The organism is Micromonospora sp. DT178, assembly GCF_049841695.1.
Taxonomy (GTDB): domain Bacteria; phylum Actinomycetota; class Actinomycetes; order Mycobacteriales; family Micromonosporaceae; genus Micromonospora.
Map to the genome: position 1 here is coordinate 385,589 of NZ_JBNCKV010000005.1, position 15,276 is coordinate 400,864.

A 15,276-nucleotide genomic window follows, 5' to 3' on the forward strand; every position below is an offset into this window, starting at 1 on the left:
GGGCGGTGCGAGGCGCGGGCCCATCGTCATCGTGGTGGGGTGAGTGTCGATGTCCTCCGCCGCATCGCTGGCCGCCAGAATGGGGTGGTGACGGCCGCACAGGCCCTGTCCGCCGGCTTCAGTCGGAGCCAGATCCGGTACCTGTGCCGCTCGGGCCGTTGGATCCGGGTGGCGAGGGGTTGCTTCGTGCCGGCCCCCGAGTTGAGCCCTGCCGCGCTGCGTAGAGCCCGCATCCGGGCCGTTGCCACGAGCCTGGGGCCGGGCTCGGTCGTCGTTCTCGACACCGCAGCCGAGCTGCATCGGATCGCCGGGCTCCGTCCGGCATCCGCCATCCACGTGTCGCTGCCGGCAGGCCGGCCACGACCGCAGCGGCTCACCGACCCTGATGTCGTGGTGCACCAGCTCACCATCGATCCGGACAGCGTCGGTGTGGTCGCCGGGATGCCCGTGACCACCCCGCTGCGGACGGTCGCCGACGTCATCCTCCGGGTGGACCGCTACTCGGCGGTGTGCGTACTCGACTCCGCGCTGAACCGGCAGGTCGTCACCGAGTCCGACGTGGCCCGGATCCCGGCCCTTCTCGTGGGCCGTAGGGGAGCCGTCGCGGCCCGGCGTCACCTCGCGGAGACGGACGGGCGGGCGCAGTCCCCGCTGGAGACCCGCGCCAGGCTGCGGTGTGTCGACGGTGGCGTGCCGCCCGACGTGCTCCAGTTGGAGGTCCGTGACCGGGACGGTTGCCTGCTCGGCGTCGGCGACCTCGGCTGGCGAGCGGCGCGGGTGATCGCCGAGGCGGACGGGCAGGCACCCCATCGCGCGCCCCAGGCGGTCTTCGAGGACCGTACGCGGCAGAACCGGCTGGTCAACGCCGGCTGGCGGATCCTCCGCTTCACCTGGGCCGACACATTGCGCCCCGACTACATCCCCCACACGGTCAAGGCAGCGCTCCGCTCCAGCCCGGATGGTTGATCAAGAGGTTCTGACCCGTCCCGGGCCGAAAATGGGACGCGAACTTCTTGATCAACGGGGACAGGGGAGGGGGTCAGTAGGATGCGGGCGTGCGGGTTCTTCTTCTTGGTGGTGGGGGGCGGGAGCATGCGCTCGCGCTCGGGTTGGCTGCGGATCCGGCCGTCGAGCAGTTGGTCGCGGCGCCCGGTAATCCCGGGATCGCCTCGGTCGCCTCGCTGCGGACGGTGGATGTCTGCGATCCGGAGGCCGTCGCCGCGCTGGCGGTGGAGACCGGGGCCGACCTGGTGGTGATCGGGCCGGAGGCGCCGCTGGTGGCCGGGGTCGCCGACGCCGTACGCGCCAAGGGGATCCCCGCGTTCGGGCCGTCCGCCGAGGCCGCCCGGCTGGAGGGCTCGAAGACGTTCGCCAAGGACGTGATGACCGCCGCCGGCGTACCGACCGCCCGCGCGTACACCTGCACGGACGCGGAGAGCACCGGCAGGGCGCTGGACGAGTTCGGCGCGCCGTACGTGGTGAAGAACGACGGGCTCGCCGCCGGCAAGGGCGTCGTGGTGACCGACGACCGCGCCGCCGCGCTGCGGCACGCCGAGGAGTGCGGTCGGGTCGTCGTCGAGGAGTACCTGGCCGGCCCGGAGGTCTCCCTCTTCGTGGTCACCGACGGCGAGGCGGCGGTGCCGCTGCTGCCGGCGCAGGACTTCAAGCGGGTCGGCGACGGCGACACCGGCCCGAACACCGGCGGCATGGGGGCGTACGCGCCGCTGCCCTGGGCGCCGTCGGGCCTGGTCGACGAGGTCATGCGCGACGTCGTGCACCCGACCCTCGCGGAGATGGCCCGCCGGGGCACCCCGTTCGCGGGCCTGCTCTACGTCGGGCTGGCGATCACCGCCGAGGGCCCCCGGGTGATCGAGTTCAACGCCCGCTTCGGTGACCCGGAGACGCAGGTGGTGCTGGCGCTGCTGGAGACCCCGCTGGCCGGGCTGCTGCACGCCGCCGCGACCGGCACGCTGGCCGGGCACCCGCCGCTGCGCTGGCGCGACGGTGCCGCCGTCACGGTGGTGGTCGCCGCCGACGGTTACCCGGCCGCCCCGCGCACCGGCGACGTGATCACCGGGGCCGAGGGGCCGGGGATCATCCACGCCGGCACCCGCCGGGACGCCGACGGGGCGCTGCGCTCCGCCGGTGGCCGGGTCCTCTGCGCCACGGCCGCCGGTGCCGACCTGCCCGCCGCCCGGGACGCCGCGTACGCGCTGGTGGCCGGCGTGGAGCTGGCCGGGGCGCACCACCGCACCGACATCGCCTCCGCCGCCGTCGAGGGTCGGATCAGCATTCCCGGCTGACCGGGCAACCTCCCCCCTCCCCGCCTCCGTTTGAGCGGTGAGGCGAGGAGGTGGCGGGATTGCCTGCCGACATCGAGGGCTACCGCGAGTACGTCGGGGCGCGGCTGGAGCCGCTGCGCCGCACGGCGTACCTGCTCTGTGGTGACTGGCACACGGCCGACGACCTGGTGTCGACGGCGCTGGTCAAGCTGCTGCGGCACTGGCGGCGGGTGTCCAGGATGGACAGCCCCGACGCGTACGTCCGACGTACCCTGCTGCGGGTCTGGCTGGACGAGCGACGGCGGCCGTGGCGACGCGAGGCCGCCTGGGCCGAGGTCCCCGACGGCGCCGTCCGTTCCGCCACCGACGGCGCCGCCGACCGGCTGACCGTCCTCGCCCTGCTGGCCGAGCTGCCGCCGCGCCGTCGCGCGGTCCTGGTGCTGCGCTACTTCTGCGACCTGTCCGTGGAGGAGACCGCCCGCGAACTCGGCTGTACCACCGGCACCGTCAAGAGCCAGTCGGCGCGCGCGATCGAGGCGCTGCGGAGCCGCCTCGTGGGCGCGCCGGCCCGAGCCGAGGAGGCACGCACCGATGGATGAACTCGCCCGGCAGCTGCGCACCGCGGTGGCGTCGCCGCCGCCCACCCGGATCGACGTGGACCGGCTGATCGCCGACGACCGGCGGCGCCGCCGCCATCGGGTGTGGGCGACGGCGGGCACCGGGGTAGCCGCCCTGGTCGCCGCGGTCGTGCTGACACCGGCGCTGCTCGTCGGCCCGGCCGCCGGACCGGGTGGACCCACCCTGCCGACCGGTGACGGCTCGCCGTCCACCGACGCGGCGCTCTGCCCGGTGGCGGAACCGGAGCCGAGCGGACCGCCGGCGCCCCAGCAGTCGTACGACACGGTGCGCGACCGGCCGACCGAACGCCCCGACGCCGGCGTGGCCCGGCTGACCCTCGTGCTGCGTCCCGCGCTGGCGGCCGTCGTGCCGGCGGGGCTGACGGTCCACGGCACGATCCCGGGCTGCGACCCGGTGCAGTTCACCTACGAGAAGAGCCACTGGCACTACTACGCCCACGCCCGGCTGCGCGGCAACGGCCGGGTTGACAACGTGACGGTGTCGTTGATCCCGACGGCCGTCGACGCGTCCGAAGGATGCGCCGCCGCCCCCGACCCCCGTACCTGCACGAGCAGCCGCCTGCCGGACGGCGGCACCCTCGCCACCAGCACGGTCACCCCGGGCGACGAGGGCTTCGAGCAGCGCTGGGCGCAGGTGCGCCGGGCGGACGGCACGTCCGTGACGGTGACGACGGACAACCACCACGTCGAGGGCGGGGAGGACGGCGCGACGCCGACGATCCGGTTCGGTCCGCCGCCGGTGCTCACCGTGGCGCAGTTGGCGGCCATCGCCACCACGCCCGGGCTGACGCTCCATCCCTGACGCGGGCCGTCACCCCCGCGCGGGCGCGTCCCGGTGCGCGGCGGGCGTCCACAGCTCGTCGACCCGGACGCGCCCCTGTACGCGGGGCGCGTCCCGGTGCGCCGCGGAGGCGTACTGCCCGTTGAGCGGGACGGGCTCCTCCACCCGGTTCGCCGGGCCGCCGGGCGGGGCGGGCGGATAGCGGGGCGGCTCGTCCAGCGCCCGCAGCGACGGCAGCGGCACGGCGGTCAGCGCCGCCACCAGCAGCGCCCCGGCCAGCACCAGGAAGGCGGTACGCAGCCCGAGCCAGCCGACCAGCGGCCCGGCGAGCAGGTAGCCCGCCGGGCCGGCGGCGTACGCGAACGAGGTCATCACCCCGACCACGCGCCCGCGCAACCGTTCCGGCGTGCGGGTCTGCATGGCGTAGTTGGACAGCGGGTTGACCGGCCCGTACGCGAGCCCGATCGCGACGGCGAAGCCGATCATGGCCGGGAACGGCGGCAGGGTGGCCAGCCCGACGAGGGCCACGCCGATGACGACGAGGGCGGTCACCATCAGGGTGCGGCGACGGATCCGCCGGCCCGCCGCGCCGGAGGCGAGCGCACCGACGACTCCGCCGGCGCTCATCGCCATCAGGATCGCGCCGAGGCGGGCCGGTTCTCCCTGGCCGACGAACCACGCCGGCAGCAGCACGCCCTCGACCGGCAGGTAGAGCGCGGCCAGCACCATCGAGAGCAGCGCGATGGTCCGCAGCAGCCGGTCCCGCCAGACGAACCGCAGCCCCTCGACGGTGCCGCGCCACAACCCGGAGGGGGGACGTTCGGGGCGGCCGGCCCCGGGCAGCCGGACGGCGGAGATCATCGCGACGGCCAGCGCGAACCCGGTGGCGGTGACCCAGAGGGTCGAGCCGGGGCCGATCGCGGCGATGAGCACGCCGCCGACACCGGGGCCGATCAGGAAGGCGAGCCCCCAGACCGCCTCGTGCACCCCGTTGGCCCGTTCGATCCGCCAGCCGGCGGCCTGCGCGGCGGCCGGCAGCAGCGTCTCCCGGGCGGTCAGGCCGGCCGGGTCGAAGACCGCGCCGAGCACGGCCAGCGCGACGATCCAGCCGAGGTTCAGCCCGAGCAGCGCGTCGACGACCGGGATCGCGGCGACCGAGACGGCGGAGAGCGTGTCGGAGACCAGTGCCGTGCGCCGCCGGCCGAGCAGGTCCACGATCGTGCCGGAGACGAGGCCGGACAGCAGCAGCGGCAGGGCGCTGGCCGCCGCGACCACGCCGGCGGCGGTGGGGCTGCCGGTGCGTTCCAGCACCAGCCAGGGCAGGGCCACGTTCGCCACGCCGTTGCCGGTGTTGGAGAGCAGCGTCGCCGCTTCGACCAGCAGCAGCGGTGCCCTCCGTGGTCCCGGTTGGCGGTGACGGGGATGGTGGCGGTGACGGGCACGGCGGCGCGGTCCGGAGCCGATCATGGTGCCGCCAGCCTAGGGGCGGCGGGGCATCCGGGCAGTAACGGCCGGGGAACGGTCAGCCGTAGTAGCGGCGCAGCTCGCGGGCCAGCACCTTGCCCGTGGCGTTGCGGGGCAGGTACTTCACGAAGACCACGTCCCGGGGTACGGAGAACCGGGCCAGGTAGTGCCGGACGTACTCGCGGACCACCTCCGCGTCGAGCGTCTCGCCGGGGTGCAGGGCGAGGAACGCGGCGAGCCGCTGGCCGTACTCCGGGTCCGGTACGCCGATCACGGCGGCCTCGCGTACCTGCGGGAGCCGGGCGATCAGGTCCTCCACCTCGGCCGGGAAGACGTTCTCCCCGCCCGAGACGATCATGTCGTCGGCCCGGCCGTCGACGAAGAGCAGCCCGTCGGCGTCGAGCCGCCCCAGGTCTCCGGTGTCGAGCAGGCCGTCGCGGTGCTCCCGCGCGGCCCCGGAGGTGTAGCCCTCGAAGAGCATCTCGTTGCCGACGAAGATCCGGCCGACCTGCCCCGCCGGCACCGGCTCGCCGGCCGCGTCGAGGATCTCCAGCCGGGTCCCGTGCGGCGGGCGGCCGGCGGTGGTCGGAGCCGCGCGCAGGTCGGCGGGGCCGGCGATGGACGCCCAGGAGACCTCGGTGGAGCCGTAGAGGTTGTGCAGCACGTCGCCGTAGCCGTCCATGAACCGCAGGGCGAGGCCGCCCGGCAGCGCGGAGCCGCTGACCGCGACCACCTTCAGCGGGGGGCGGGGGTCCGGCGGCGGCACCTCCAGCAGCCGTTGCAGCATCACCGGCACGGCGAAGAGCGCGTCGCAGCGCTGCGCCACCAGGGCGGCCAGCGTGGCGGCCGGGTCGAAGCGGCGGTGCAGCACGATCGTGGCCCGCAGGGCGAAGCAGACCTGGAGGGCGGCGTACCCCCAGGTGTGGAAGAGCGGCGCGGCGATCATGACGGTGTCCCGGGCGTGCAGCGGGATCCGGTCGATGATGGAGACCAGCGGGCCGAAGCCGTTCGGCGTGGGGCGCCGGGCACCCTTGGGGGCGCCGGTGGTGCCGGAGGTGAGCACGATGATCCGGCCGTCGCGCTCGGGGGGACGCAGTTCGCCGGGGACCGCGCCGGCGACGAGCGCCTCCCGGGCGCGCCCGTCGAGCCGCTGCACCCCGGCGGGGAGGTTGGCGACCCGGTCGGCGAACTCGGCGTCGTGCACCAGCACCCGCAGCCGCTGCTCCTCCGCCACGGTGGCGAGCTGCCCGGCGGAGAGCCCGGTGTTGACCAGCACCGCGTCCGCGCCCAGCAGGGTGGCGGCCACGATCGTCTCGACCGGGCCGTGGTGGTTGCGGCAGAGCACGCCGACCCGGTCCCCGGCCCGCACCCCGAGCGCCGTCCGCATCCCCCGGGCCAGCCGCTCGGCCCGGTCGAGCAGTTCGGCGTACGTCAGGCCGGTGCCCTGCTCGTCGACGACGGCCGTCCGGTCGGGGTCGCGGGCGGCGGCCTGGCGCAGCTCACCGGCGATGTTCCAGCCCCATTTGCGCAGCGCCCGGAGCTGGGAGGCGACGCGGATCGGTCGGCCGGGGGCGAGCAGCCCGCGTCGGGTCAGGGTGGCGACGACGAACGGCAGATCCATGACGCAACCTCCTCAGGCGGTGCGCGTGGGGCCCCGGGCAAGGGCCCCACGCGGGCGATCGGGAGATCAGGTGCGCGGTGGTACGGGTGCGGCGGACGCCCCGGACCGGCACACTTCCGGTACGGCGGCCGCGCTGCGCACCGGTGAGGTGGTGCCGTGGCTCGGTGCTGCGCTCGGTCAGCGGATCTGGACGCCGGAGATGGCCCGGGAGATGACCAGCCGCTGGATCTCGGAGGTGCCCTCGAAGATGGTGTAGATCTTGGCGTCCCGGTACCAGCGCTCCACCGGGTGGTCGCGCAGGAAGCCGGCCCCGCCGAGCAGTTGCACGGCCTTGTCGGTGACGGAGACGGCCACCTCGCCGGCCTTCAGCTTGGACATCGAGCCCTCGCCAGCCGTGAAGGGCCGGTTGTTGCGGCCCATCCACGAGGCGCGCCAGACCAGCAGCCGGGCCGCGTCGATCTCCATCTTCATGTCGGCGAGCGCGAACGCGACCGCCTGGTTCTCGATGATCGGGCGGCCGAACTGGACCCGCTCCTTCGCGTAGTCCAGGGCGTACTCGTAGGCGGCCCGGGCCACGCCCAGCGCCTGCGCGCCGACGGTGGGCCGGGAGAGTTCGAACGTGCGCATGGCGGCCTGGCCCGAGGCGCGCTTGCCGGAGCGGGCCCGGTCGAGCCGTTCGAGCAGGGCGTCCCGGCCGCCGAGCAGGCAGCGCCCCGGCACGCGTACGTCGTCGAGGAAGACGTCGGCGGTGTGCGACGCGCGCAGGCCCAGCTTGCGCAGCTTGCGGGTCGCGGTCAGGCCGGCGGTGCCCGGCGGTACGACGAACGCGGCCTGCCCGCGGGAGCCGAGCGACGGATCGACCGAGGCGGTGACCACGTGCACCCCGGCGATCCCGCCGTTGGTGGCGTACGCCTTCTGCCCGCTCAGCACCCACTCGTCGGCTGCCTCGTCGTAGACGGCCCGGGTGCGCATCGCGCCGACGTCGGAGCCGGCCTCGGGCTCGGTGGTGCAGAACGCGGCGACGGCCGGCTCGTCGACGGTGCCGAAGCACTGCGGCACCCATTCGACCATCTGGTCGGGGGTGCCGGCGCCGTAGATCGCGGCCACCGCGAGGGAGGTGCCGAAGATGCCCAGCCCGATGCCGGCGTCGCCCCAGAAGAGTTCTTCGCTGGCGATCGGGAGGGAGAGGCCGGTGGGGTCGGCCCAGCAGGTGGCGAGGAACTCGAAGCCGTACAGGCCGACCTTCGCCGCCTCCTGGATGATCGGCCAGGGAGTCTCCTCCCGGGCGTCCCACTCGGCCGCGGCCGGGCGCACGACCTCGGCGGCGAAGCCGTGCACCCAGTCGCGCAGATCCCGCTGTTCCTCGTTCAGGTCGAGCGAGAACTCGGCCATGTCAGGCCTTGGGGATGTCGAACAGGTTGGCGATGTTGGCGGCCAGGCCCAGGTCGCCCTTGGCCTTGAGCTTGCCGGTCATGAACATCATGACGGGGTTCGCGCCACCGGAGACGATCTTCAGGAACTCGACCGGGCCCATCGTGAGGCTGAGCTTCGGGTCGTGCTGCGGGGTCTCGTTGACGGTGCAGGCGCCGTCGGCGATGACCACCTCGTAGGTGTCGGTGCCCCCGTCGGGACGGCCGGTGATGTTCCAGTGGATGACCGCGTTGGTCGAGCCGGCCCGGTCGGCGCGGAAGAGCTGCGGCATCCGGCCGAAGACCTCGCCGAGGATCTTGCCGCGCAGGTCGCCGGACATCACCTCGGCGATCTTGTCGTCCGGGGTGGACTTGACCAGCTGGGCGAACTCCTTGGGGCCGACGTTCGCGAAGTTGGCCGGGTCGAAGTCAGTCATGGGGCTGCACCTTCCGGGTATTGGCTACTCGTGCGTAACCTTACGGGCGAGTAGGTATGCTCGCAAGGTGTCCACCCCACCCACCTTCAAGCGCCTCCCCCGCGCCGTACGCGAGCAGCAGATGCTCGACGCGGCCGTGAAAGTGTTCTCACGCAGGGGTTTCCACGCGGCCAGCATGGACGAGATCGCCGAGGACGCCGGCATCTCCAAGCCCATGGTCTACGCGTACCTCGGCACGAAGGAAGAACTCTTCGTCGCCTGTCTGCACCGGGAGGGCACCCGGATGATGCAGGCCATCGCCGGGGCGGCCGCCCCCGAACTGCCGGCCGACGAGCGGCTCTGGCGTGGGCTGCGCGCCTTCTTCGGCTTCGTCGGGGCGCACCGCGACGGCTGGGCGGTGCTCTACCGGCAGGCCCGGGGCGAGCAGCCCTTCGCCGGCGAGCTGGCCGGCATGCGCGCCCGGCTGGTCGAGGTGGTCGCCGGGATGCTCGACCACGCGCTGCGCGCCGAGGGCCGCGAGGTGGGCGAGACCGACCTGGAGGTCGTCGCGTACGCCCTGGTGGGGGCGACCGAGTCGCTGGCGGACTGGCTCGCCGACCACCCGGAGGCCGACCCGGAGAAGACCGCCACCCGGATGATGAACGTCGCCTGGCTGGGCGCGGGTCAACTCCTCCACGGCGTCACCTGGCACCCACGGGCCACCCCCTCCTGACCCGCCCGCCCGCCGACCCGCCTGCCGGCGGCGGGCATCCGCACGGCAGCAGTCGCACGGGTGGAACGCCATGGTCGTCAAAGACGACCCGAGACAGCCGTGGCGTTTCACCCGTCGCGCGGTTCGGCGGCGGGTAGGGCGCGTCCCGTCGCCCGGTTCAGCGGCGCCTGCGGTGGCGTAGCCAGCGGAACGACTCCAGCAGGAGGGTGATCGCCAGCGACAGGCCCACCCCGGCGAGGATGCCCTTGAGGGGATCGCGTTCGAAGGCCAGCCCGCCGAAGTAGCCGAGCAGCGCGCAGTAGAGCGCCCAGCTCACCGCCGCGACGGCGTCGAAGAGCAGGAACGACCGGATCGGGTAGCGGACCGCGCCCATGGTGAGGGTCACCGCCGTGCGGCCACCGGGGACGTACCGGGCCGTGGTCAGGATCAGCCCGCCGCGCCGCTGCAGCGCCCGCCGGGCCCACTCGGAGCTGGCCCGGCGCCGGCTGTCCGCCGGGAAGCGGGCGAGCCGGTTCGCGCCGCCGCCGCGACCGATGGCGTACGAGACGTGGTCGCCGGCGAAGGCTCCCAGCGCGGCGGCGACGATCACCCACACCAGGTCGGGGTCGCCGCCGGTGGCGAGCACGGCGGCGGTGATCACGGCCGCCTCGCCGGGCACGGCGGGGAAGAACGCGTCGACCGCGGTGAGCCCGAAGATCAGCAGGTACACCCACGGTGAGGTGACCAGCTGCCGGAGCAGGTCGAGCACGGACTCCATGCCTCCCATGCTCGCCGCCCGACGAGCCCCCCGGTGCCCGAGTCCCCGGATCCCCACCCCGTCGATCTTGGCGGGCGACGGGCGTGGGGGCTCAGGGGGTGGTGAGGAGGGAGGGCGGGGTGAGCAGCGGGCCGTACGCGGTCTTGTCCCGGGCGGTGGGGCCGTGCGAGGTGAGCACCACCGGCGCGCCGAGTTCCCGGGCCACCGCCGACGGCCAGTCGACGGGCGGGTCGTCGTACACCGGACGGGAGCGCAGCAGGCGGGCGGTGAGTGCGGCCTGCCGGTCCAGGTCGCCGGGCGGGCCCGGGGTGAGCCGGTCGGTGGTGTCGTAGCGGCGGCAGATCCGCAGCCCGGGGCCGGCGAGGTCGACGTGGGTGAGCGCCAGGCCGTCGACCCCGCCGGCGGCGGCGAGGGCGTACCGGTGGGCGACCGCGTCGAAGTGGCCGAACCGGAACCGCCCCTGCCACGGGTTGGTCGGGTTGTGCGGGTCGGCCAGCGGCAGGGCCGGGTCCTCGGTCACCAGTGGGCCGGGCCCGTGCCGGGTGGTGACCACCCGGAGCACGCCGATCCGGGTGGCGCCGCCGGGCTGGCCCGCCTCGGCGAGCAGGCTGTCGGCGTTGGCGAAGGTGGTGGTGCTCCACGTGGTGTACGGGTGGAAGCCGTGCCACTCGTCGAGCAGCACCCCCTGCGCGCCCTCGAAGACGCAGGTGCCGGCGCGCAGCGCCCCGGCCAGCCAGCTCCGGTCGACGATCGCGACCCGCCCGGCGAAGCCGGTGAACGCGGGCAGGCAGTCCTCGACCGGTGGCGCGTCCAGCGGGCCCAGCTCGGCGGTCAGCCGGTCCCGCAGGGCGGTCAGCCGTCGGCGCAGCAGCGCCGGGTTGCGGCAGTCGGCCACCCGGGGCGCCTCGCCGGGGTGGGCGAGACCGTACGCGACGGTCTCGCCCACCCCGAGCCCGCAGGAGCCGTGCCGGTCGGCTCCCCGGGCGATCTCCCGGGCCCGGTTCGCGGCCCGGTGGTACGGGGTGGCGAGCAGCGCCTCCCCGTCCACGGTCAGCCGGTCGAGCGCGTCGGGCACCCCGACCGAGGCAAGGTGGTCGGCCTCGGCGGCCAGCGCCAGCGGGTCCACCACCACGTGCCGCGCCAGGTGCGTACGGACGCCGGGGTGGAACGTGCCGGCGCCGAACTGCGCGAACGTGTGGTGCCGCCCGTCGCGCAGCACGACGTTGTGCGCCGCCTGTGCGCCCCCGTTGAAGCGGACCACCGTGTGCACGGGCCGGGTGGCGCAGAGCCAGTCCACGACCGTGCCCTTGCCGGCGTCGCCGTAGCCGAGGTCGACCACCGCCACGTGTCTCATCGCCGGGTCACCTTTCCGGAGCCGGGGCCGACCACCGTCACGGGTCTCACAGCCGGGTCACCTCGCCGCCGGTGTCGCGGAACGCGGGCAGCGTCGACACCTCGGCGCGCCGCCCTCCGCGCAGGCGGGCCAGCGCCTTGGACACGGTGCCGGTGGCGCCCGAGCCGGCCCGGTCGAGGTCGCGCAGGCCCTCGTCCAGGTCGATGGCCTGCTCGCCGAGCCCGATGGTGAGCGCGATCGTCTCGCAGACCGCGTCGAGGTCGTCCAGCACTACGGCGTTCTGCCCGAGCAGGTTCCGCCAGAAGTCGAGCACCTTGGCGTTGCCGGAGTTGTGGCTGCCGGCGGGGAGCAGGTAGTAGGTGTCCCAGCGGCGGGTCAACTCGTCGACGACCTGCCGCAGCGGCACGTCCTGGCGCATGTCGTCGCCGATGACGCGGGCCACCTCCCGGGCCTTCACCTTCGGGTACGCCAGCTCGTCGCCGATGATGAACAGGTAGCCGCGCCGGCCGCGCTTCTCCCAGGAGTCGGTCACGGTGTGCCGGGCCATGAAGTACATGGCCAGCTCGTACGACTCGGTCATCTGTCCGCCGCCGCCGCCCTCCAGCACGATGCGGCCGAGGTCGTCGTCCATCCGGTTGTCCGACTCGAACTGGCCGACCTGCAACGGCACCCGGTCGCAGGTGGCGTCGCCGATCGCGCCGAACATGATCTGCGGGTCGCTGGCGTAGCCCTGCCGTTGCAGCAGCCCGAGCAGCTGCGGCAGCTTGGTCTGCAGGACGCGCGGCACGTTGCGCATCGAGCCGGTGACGTCGAAGAGCACCGCGATGGGCGTCGACCGGGGGTGCTCGGCGGAGTCGCGGCTCTCGCGCATCGCGTCGCGGGGGTCGAGGGCGGAGTGCACGGTCCGCGCCCCGCTGTCGCTGTAGGAGAACGCGCTCTTGCCGGTCTTCCGGCGGTAGCGGTCGGCGGCGTCGTACACGTCGGTGGACCACATTCCACTGCCCATGACAGCTCCTTACGGGTTGAGGGTGAAGGGTCGGAAGGTGCGCGGCCCGTAGAGCCGCTCCAGCACCTCGTCCAGTTCGCGCAGCAGGCGCCAGGCGTCGTCGGGCCGGGCGTCCAGGGACCGCTGGCGGCAGCCCCGCGCGAAGTCGTGCAGCTCGCGGGGCGCGCGCGGCCCCATCAGCCAGCTCATGCAGACGCTGGCCATCGCGATGTCGGTGCCCGGCCCGCAGGGCTTCTTCCGGGGGATCTCGTCCGGGTACCAGTTCGCGTCGTAGCCGGGCACCAGCGCGGGGACCGTGCCGCCGACGGGGGCGGAGAAGCACCAGTCGACCAGCACCACGCCGTGCCCGTCCGGCTCGATCAGCACGTGCGGCGGCAGGACCGCGCCGTGCACGATGCCCGCCCCGTGGGCCAGGCCGAGCGCCACCAGCAGCCGGCGCCACATCCAGGCCACGTCGCGGGCGTCCAGCCCGTCCGGGTACGCGCGCCGGACCTCGTCGAGGTCGTGCAGTCCGGGCGCGGTGGCGAGCACGTTGATCCGCCGTTCGGCGCCGGTCGCGGCGTCCCGGTGCGGGAAGTCCTCGACCAGCCGGGGCACGTAGGGCAGGTAGCGCGGGTCGCCGCGCTCGGCGATGGTGCGCAGGGCGTGTGCCTCGCGGGCCATCAGGTCGTTGTCGGCGGGCCGCCGGGGCAGCTTGAGCAGCCGGTCGGCCCCGACGTCGTAGAGGTCGGCCAGGTCGCCCGAGTAGGCCGGCGTGCCGAGTCGGTAGTCGCCGAGGACGGTGACCTGCCGGGCCCGCCAGCGGGTGGTGACCCGGATGAACGCGTCGGTGGCCTCGGCGCGTACCGCCGGGTCGGGCGGCAGGCGGTCGGGGTGCAGGGCCGCGACCAGCTCGCGGTAGCGCCGGGCCGGCTGGTCCGTGCCGAACAGGTCGGCGTCGGTGCGGGCCGCCGCGACCAGGCGGACGGCGTCGGCGGTCCTCATCGGACCGCCTCCTCCCGGGCGGGGCGCAGCAGCGCCGGGTGCAGCAGCCGGGCGTCGCCGGCCCGGTAGAGCCGGGCGCGGGGGCCGCCCCGGGCGCCGCCGCGCTCGGTGCTGGTGCCGGTGCTCTCCACGAAGCCCGGCACGGAGAGCACCTTGCGGTGGAAGTTGCCGGCGTGCAGCGGGTGGCCCCAGACCGTCTCGTAGACGGCGCGCAGCTCGCTGATCGTGAACTCGCCGGCGAGGAAGCGCGTGGCGAGCGGGGTGTATTCCAGCTTGGACCGGGCCCGCTCCAGCGCGTCGTCGATGACCCGGCCGTGGTCGAAGGCGAGCTGCCGGCCGGTCAGCGCGGTCACCGGCAGCCAGACCGCCTCGTCGGCGTCGGTGCCGGCGGCCGGGTCGGGCAGGTCGGGGGCGAACGCGAGGTGGGCGACCGAGACGACGCGCATGCGCGGGTCGCGGTCGGGGGCGCCGTAGCTGCCCAACTGCTCCAGGTGTACGCGGCGCAGCCCCTCGCCGCCGAGCCCGGTCTCCTCGGCCAGCTCCCGTCGGGCGCCGGCGGTGAGGTCCTCGTCGGGGCGGACGAAGCCGCCGGGCAGCGCCCAGTGCCCCTCGAAGGGCGGCTGACCGCGCCGGATCAGCAGCAGGTGCAGCGCGCCGTCCCGGATGGTCAGCGCCACCACGTCGACGGTCACGGCGACCGCCGGGTAGGCCGCGGGGTCGTACCCGGCCAGGAAGTCCTGCTCGTCAACCATGTCTCTCTCATTCTGAGAACATCTCGCTATGAGAACAACTTAGCGCATGGAAACGCCCCTGCCAAGCCCGGGATCCGGATCCGGCAGGGGCGTGCCCAGCGTCGGCAGGGGCGCCTCAGCGCACGAGGCCCGCCAGGTGCGGTCGACCGCGCGAGTCGTGCAGGGCGAAGCCGCCCTCCGGCAGCAGGCCGAAGCTCACCGTGCTCGGCAGCGGCACCGGCAGCTTGAAGGCCACCTCGACCGTGTAGGCGTCCGGCAGCCGGTTCTCCAGCGCGGCCAGGCAGCGGGCCTTGCTCCACATCCCGTGCGCGATCGGCCGGGGGAAACCGAACAGCCGGGCGCCGAGGCGGGAGGTGTGGATCGGGTTGTGGTCGCCGGAGACCCGCGCGTAGTCCGTACCGACGCGGGGCTCGACCCGCCAGCGGGCCGAACCGGCCGGCGTCGTGGGCCGCCCGGTCTGGTCGCGCCGCCCGCCGCCGCCCCGCTTGCCCTCCCTGCCGAGGTACGTCGAGACGCCCCGCCAGACCTCCGTCCCGTCGACCGAGCCGACCAGCACCACGTCGACCTGCCGGCCCCGGTCGTGCGGGCGCAGGTTCTCGGCGTACGCGCGGAAGTCGAGGGTCTCGTCGGCGGTGACCGGGCGGTGCACGGTGATCCGGTTGCCGACGTGCACCACGCCCGTCAGTGGGATGGGGAACTCCGGCGCGGTCATCAGCCGCAGGGCCAACGGAAAGCCCATGACGTGCGGGAACGTGGCGGGCAGCCGGTCGGTGAGCCGGAACCCGCAGACCCGGTCGTAGTCGGCGAGGTGCGTCCGGTCGACGGCGATCCCGCCGACGGCCAGCTCGACCGCCGGGACGCCCGCCGAGCGCCGCCCACCGCCGGGGCCGGGCAGCGCGCCGAGCAGCGCCCGCCGGTAGAGCGCCCCGGCCGCCGGCATCCGGGGCAGCTCGACGCGCTCCCGGGCACCCGTCCCGGCCGGGCCCCGGCCCGAGAGGTCCTGCGTCGCCTCGGCCGCGGAGGCGGAGAGGTCGTGCGTCTGTTCGAGGCTCAGGTCGTGGCCGGCCGCTTCCGGCCCG

At 74.7% G+C, this 15,276-nt stretch carries 15 protein-coding genes; 5 read left to right on the forward strand and 10 right to left on the reverse strand.

What is annotated here, in order from left to right:
- The first annotated feature begins 39 nt into the window (after nt 1-39).
- The 4 genes from ACLQ22_RS12660 (at nt 40) to ACLQ22_RS12675 (ending at nt 3,722) form a co-directional block, all read left to right on the forward strand.
- Nucleotides 40-966: a type IV toxin-antitoxin system AbiEi family antitoxin domain-containing protein gene (locus ACLQ22_RS12660; RefSeq protein WP_425692423.1), complete on the forward strand. Its 927-nt coding sequence runs from the start codon at nt 40-42 to the stop codon at nt 964-966.
- Between the two features lie 89 nt (nt 967-1,055).
- Nucleotides 1,056-2,303: a phosphoribosylamine--glycine ligase gene (gene purD / locus ACLQ22_RS12665; protein ID WP_425692424.1), complete on the forward strand. Its 1,248-nt coding sequence runs from the start codon at nt 1,056-1,058 to the stop codon at nt 2,301-2,303.
- Nucleotides 2,304-2,362: 59 nt separating this feature from the next.
- The gene (locus tag ACLQ22_RS12670; RefSeq protein WP_425692425.1) at nt 2,363-2,881 is read left to right on the forward strand and encodes a SigE family RNA polymerase sigma factor; all 519 of its coding nucleotides are present in this window, start codon (nt 2,363-2,365) and stop codon (nt 2,879-2,881) included.
- Complete coding sequence (locus tag ACLQ22_RS12675) at nt 2,874-3,722, forward strand: hypothetical protein (RefSeq protein WP_425692426.1); 849 nt, start codon at nt 2,874-2,876, stop codon at nt 3,720-3,722. Before ACLQ22_RS12670 ends, ACLQ22_RS12675 begins: the two co-directional genes overlap by 8 nt.
- Nucleotides 3,723-3,731: 9 nt before the next feature.
- Here ACLQ22_RS12675 and ACLQ22_RS12680 read toward each other — a convergent pair whose 3' ends face one another.
- The 4 genes from ACLQ22_RS12680 to ACLQ22_RS12695 form a co-directional block, all read right to left on the reverse strand.
- Complete coding sequence (locus ACLQ22_RS12680; protein WP_425692427.1) at nt 3,732-5,168, reverse strand: MFS transporter; 1,437 nt, start codon at nt 5,166-5,168, stop codon at nt 3,732-3,734.
- A 55-nt stretch (nt 5,169-5,223) separates the two neighbouring features.
- Complete coding sequence (locus ACLQ22_RS12685; RefSeq protein WP_425692428.1) at nt 5,224-6,786, reverse strand: AMP-binding protein; 1,563 nt, start codon at nt 6,784-6,786, stop codon at nt 5,224-5,226.
- A gap of 177 nt (nt 6,787-6,963) precedes the next feature.
- Entirely contained in the window at nt 6,964-8,178 is a 1,215-nt protein-coding gene (locus tag ACLQ22_RS12690) for an acyl-CoA dehydrogenase family protein (RefSeq protein ID WP_366641372.1), read from the reverse strand.
- Between the two features lies 1 nt (nt 8,179).
- On the reverse strand, nt 8,180-8,632 hold the full coding sequence (locus ACLQ22_RS12695; protein WP_089002639.1) for an SCP2 sterol-binding domain-containing protein: 453 nt from the start codon (nt 8,630-8,632) through the stop codon (nt 8,180-8,182).
- Nucleotides 8,633-8,699: 67 nt separating this feature from the next.
- Here ACLQ22_RS12695 and ACLQ22_RS12700 point away from each other — a divergent pair, with 67 nt between their 5' ends.
- Nucleotides 8,700-9,344, forward strand: a complete 645-nt coding sequence (locus ACLQ22_RS12700; protein ID WP_121397247.1) for a TetR/AcrR family transcriptional regulator — start codon at nt 8,700-8,702, stop codon at nt 9,342-9,344.
- A 157-nt stretch (nt 9,345-9,501) separates the two neighbouring features.
- Here ACLQ22_RS12700 and ACLQ22_RS12705 read toward each other — a convergent pair whose 3' ends face one another.
- From ACLQ22_RS12705 to ACLQ22_RS12730, 6 genes are all read right to left on the reverse strand, one after another.
- Nucleotides 9,502-10,101, reverse strand: a complete 600-nt coding sequence (locus tag ACLQ22_RS12705) for a DedA family protein (RefSeq protein WP_425692429.1) — start codon at nt 10,099-10,101, stop codon at nt 9,502-9,504.
- A gap of 91 nt (nt 10,102-10,192) precedes the next feature.
- Nucleotides 10,193-11,455, reverse strand: coding sequence for an adenylosuccinate synthetase (locus ACLQ22_RS12710; protein WP_425692430.1), 1,263 nt, complete (start codon nt 11,453-11,455; stop codon nt 10,193-10,195).
- A 46-nt stretch (nt 11,456-11,501) separates the two neighbouring features.
- On the reverse strand, nt 11,502-12,461 hold the full coding sequence (locus ACLQ22_RS12715; RefSeq protein ID WP_425692431.1) for a hypothetical protein: 960 nt from the start codon (nt 12,459-12,461) through the stop codon (nt 11,502-11,504).
- 9 nt (nt 12,462-12,470) lie between these two features.
- Nucleotides 12,471-13,445, reverse strand: coding sequence for a serine/threonine protein kinase (locus ACLQ22_RS12720; RefSeq protein ID WP_425692432.1), 975 nt, complete (start codon nt 13,443-13,445; stop codon nt 12,471-12,473).
- Nucleotides 13,442-14,197 (reverse strand): NUDIX hydrolase, encoded by a 756-nt coding sequence (locus tag ACLQ22_RS12725; RefSeq protein WP_425692433.1) that lies wholly within the window; start codon nt 14,195-14,197, stop codon nt 13,442-13,444. The genes ACLQ22_RS12720 and ACLQ22_RS12725 overlap by 4 nt, the downstream gene beginning before the upstream one ends.
- 115 nt (nt 14,198-14,312) lie before the next feature.
- Nucleotides 14,313-15,137 carry a MaoC/PaaZ C-terminal domain-containing protein gene (locus tag ACLQ22_RS12730; protein ID WP_425692480.1) on the reverse strand — a complete coding sequence of 275 codons (825 nt, stop codon included), beginning with the start codon at nt 15,135-15,137 and terminating at the stop codon, nt 14,313-14,315.
- Nucleotides 15,138-15,276 lie beyond the last annotated feature (139 nt).

Bases quoted from the DNA above. Each gene is read 5' to 3' on its own strand.
- ACLQ22_RS12675 (WP_425692426.1), top strand. From the start codon at position 2,874: ATGGATGAACTCGCCCGGCAGCTGCGCACCGCGGTGGCGTCGCCGCCG.
- ACLQ22_RS12680 (WP_425692427.1), bottom strand. From the start codon at position 5,168: ATGATCGGCTCCGGACCGCGCCGCCGTGCCCGTCACCGCCACCATCCC.
- ACLQ22_RS12685 (WP_425692428.1), bottom strand. From the start codon at position 6,786: ATGGATCTGCCGTTCGTCGTCGCCACCCTGACCCGACGCGGGCTGCTC.
- ACLQ22_RS12690 (WP_366641372.1), bottom strand. From the start codon at position 8,178: ATGGCCGAGTTCTCGCTCGACCTGAACGAGGAACAGCGGGATCTGCGC.
- ACLQ22_RS12695 (WP_089002639.1), bottom strand. From the start codon at position 8,632: ATGACTGACTTCGACCCGGCCAACTTCGCGAACGTCGGCCCCAAGGAG.
- ACLQ22_RS12705 (WP_425692429.1), bottom strand. From the start codon at position 10,101: ATGGAGTCCGTGCTCGACCTGCTCCGGCAGCTGGTCACCTCACCGTGG.
- ACLQ22_RS12710 (WP_425692430.1), bottom strand. From the start codon at position 11,455: ATGAGACACGTGGCGGTGGTCGACCTCGGCTACGGCGACGCCGGCAAG.
- ACLQ22_RS12715 (WP_425692431.1), bottom strand. From the start codon at position 12,461: ATGGGCAGTGGAATGTGGTCCACCGACGTGTACGACGCCGCCGACCGC.
- ACLQ22_RS12720 (WP_425692432.1), bottom strand. From the start codon at position 13,445: ATGAGGACCGCCGACGCCGTCCGCCTGGTCGCGGCGGCCCGCACCGAC.
- ACLQ22_RS12725 (WP_425692433.1), bottom strand. From the start codon at position 14,197: ATGGTTGACGAGCAGGACTTCCTGGCCGGGTACGACCCCGCGGCCTAC.
- ACLQ22_RS12730 (WP_425692480.1), bottom strand. From the start codon at position 15,137: ATGCCGGCGGCCGGGGCGCTCTACCGGCGGGCGCTGCTCGGCGCGCTG.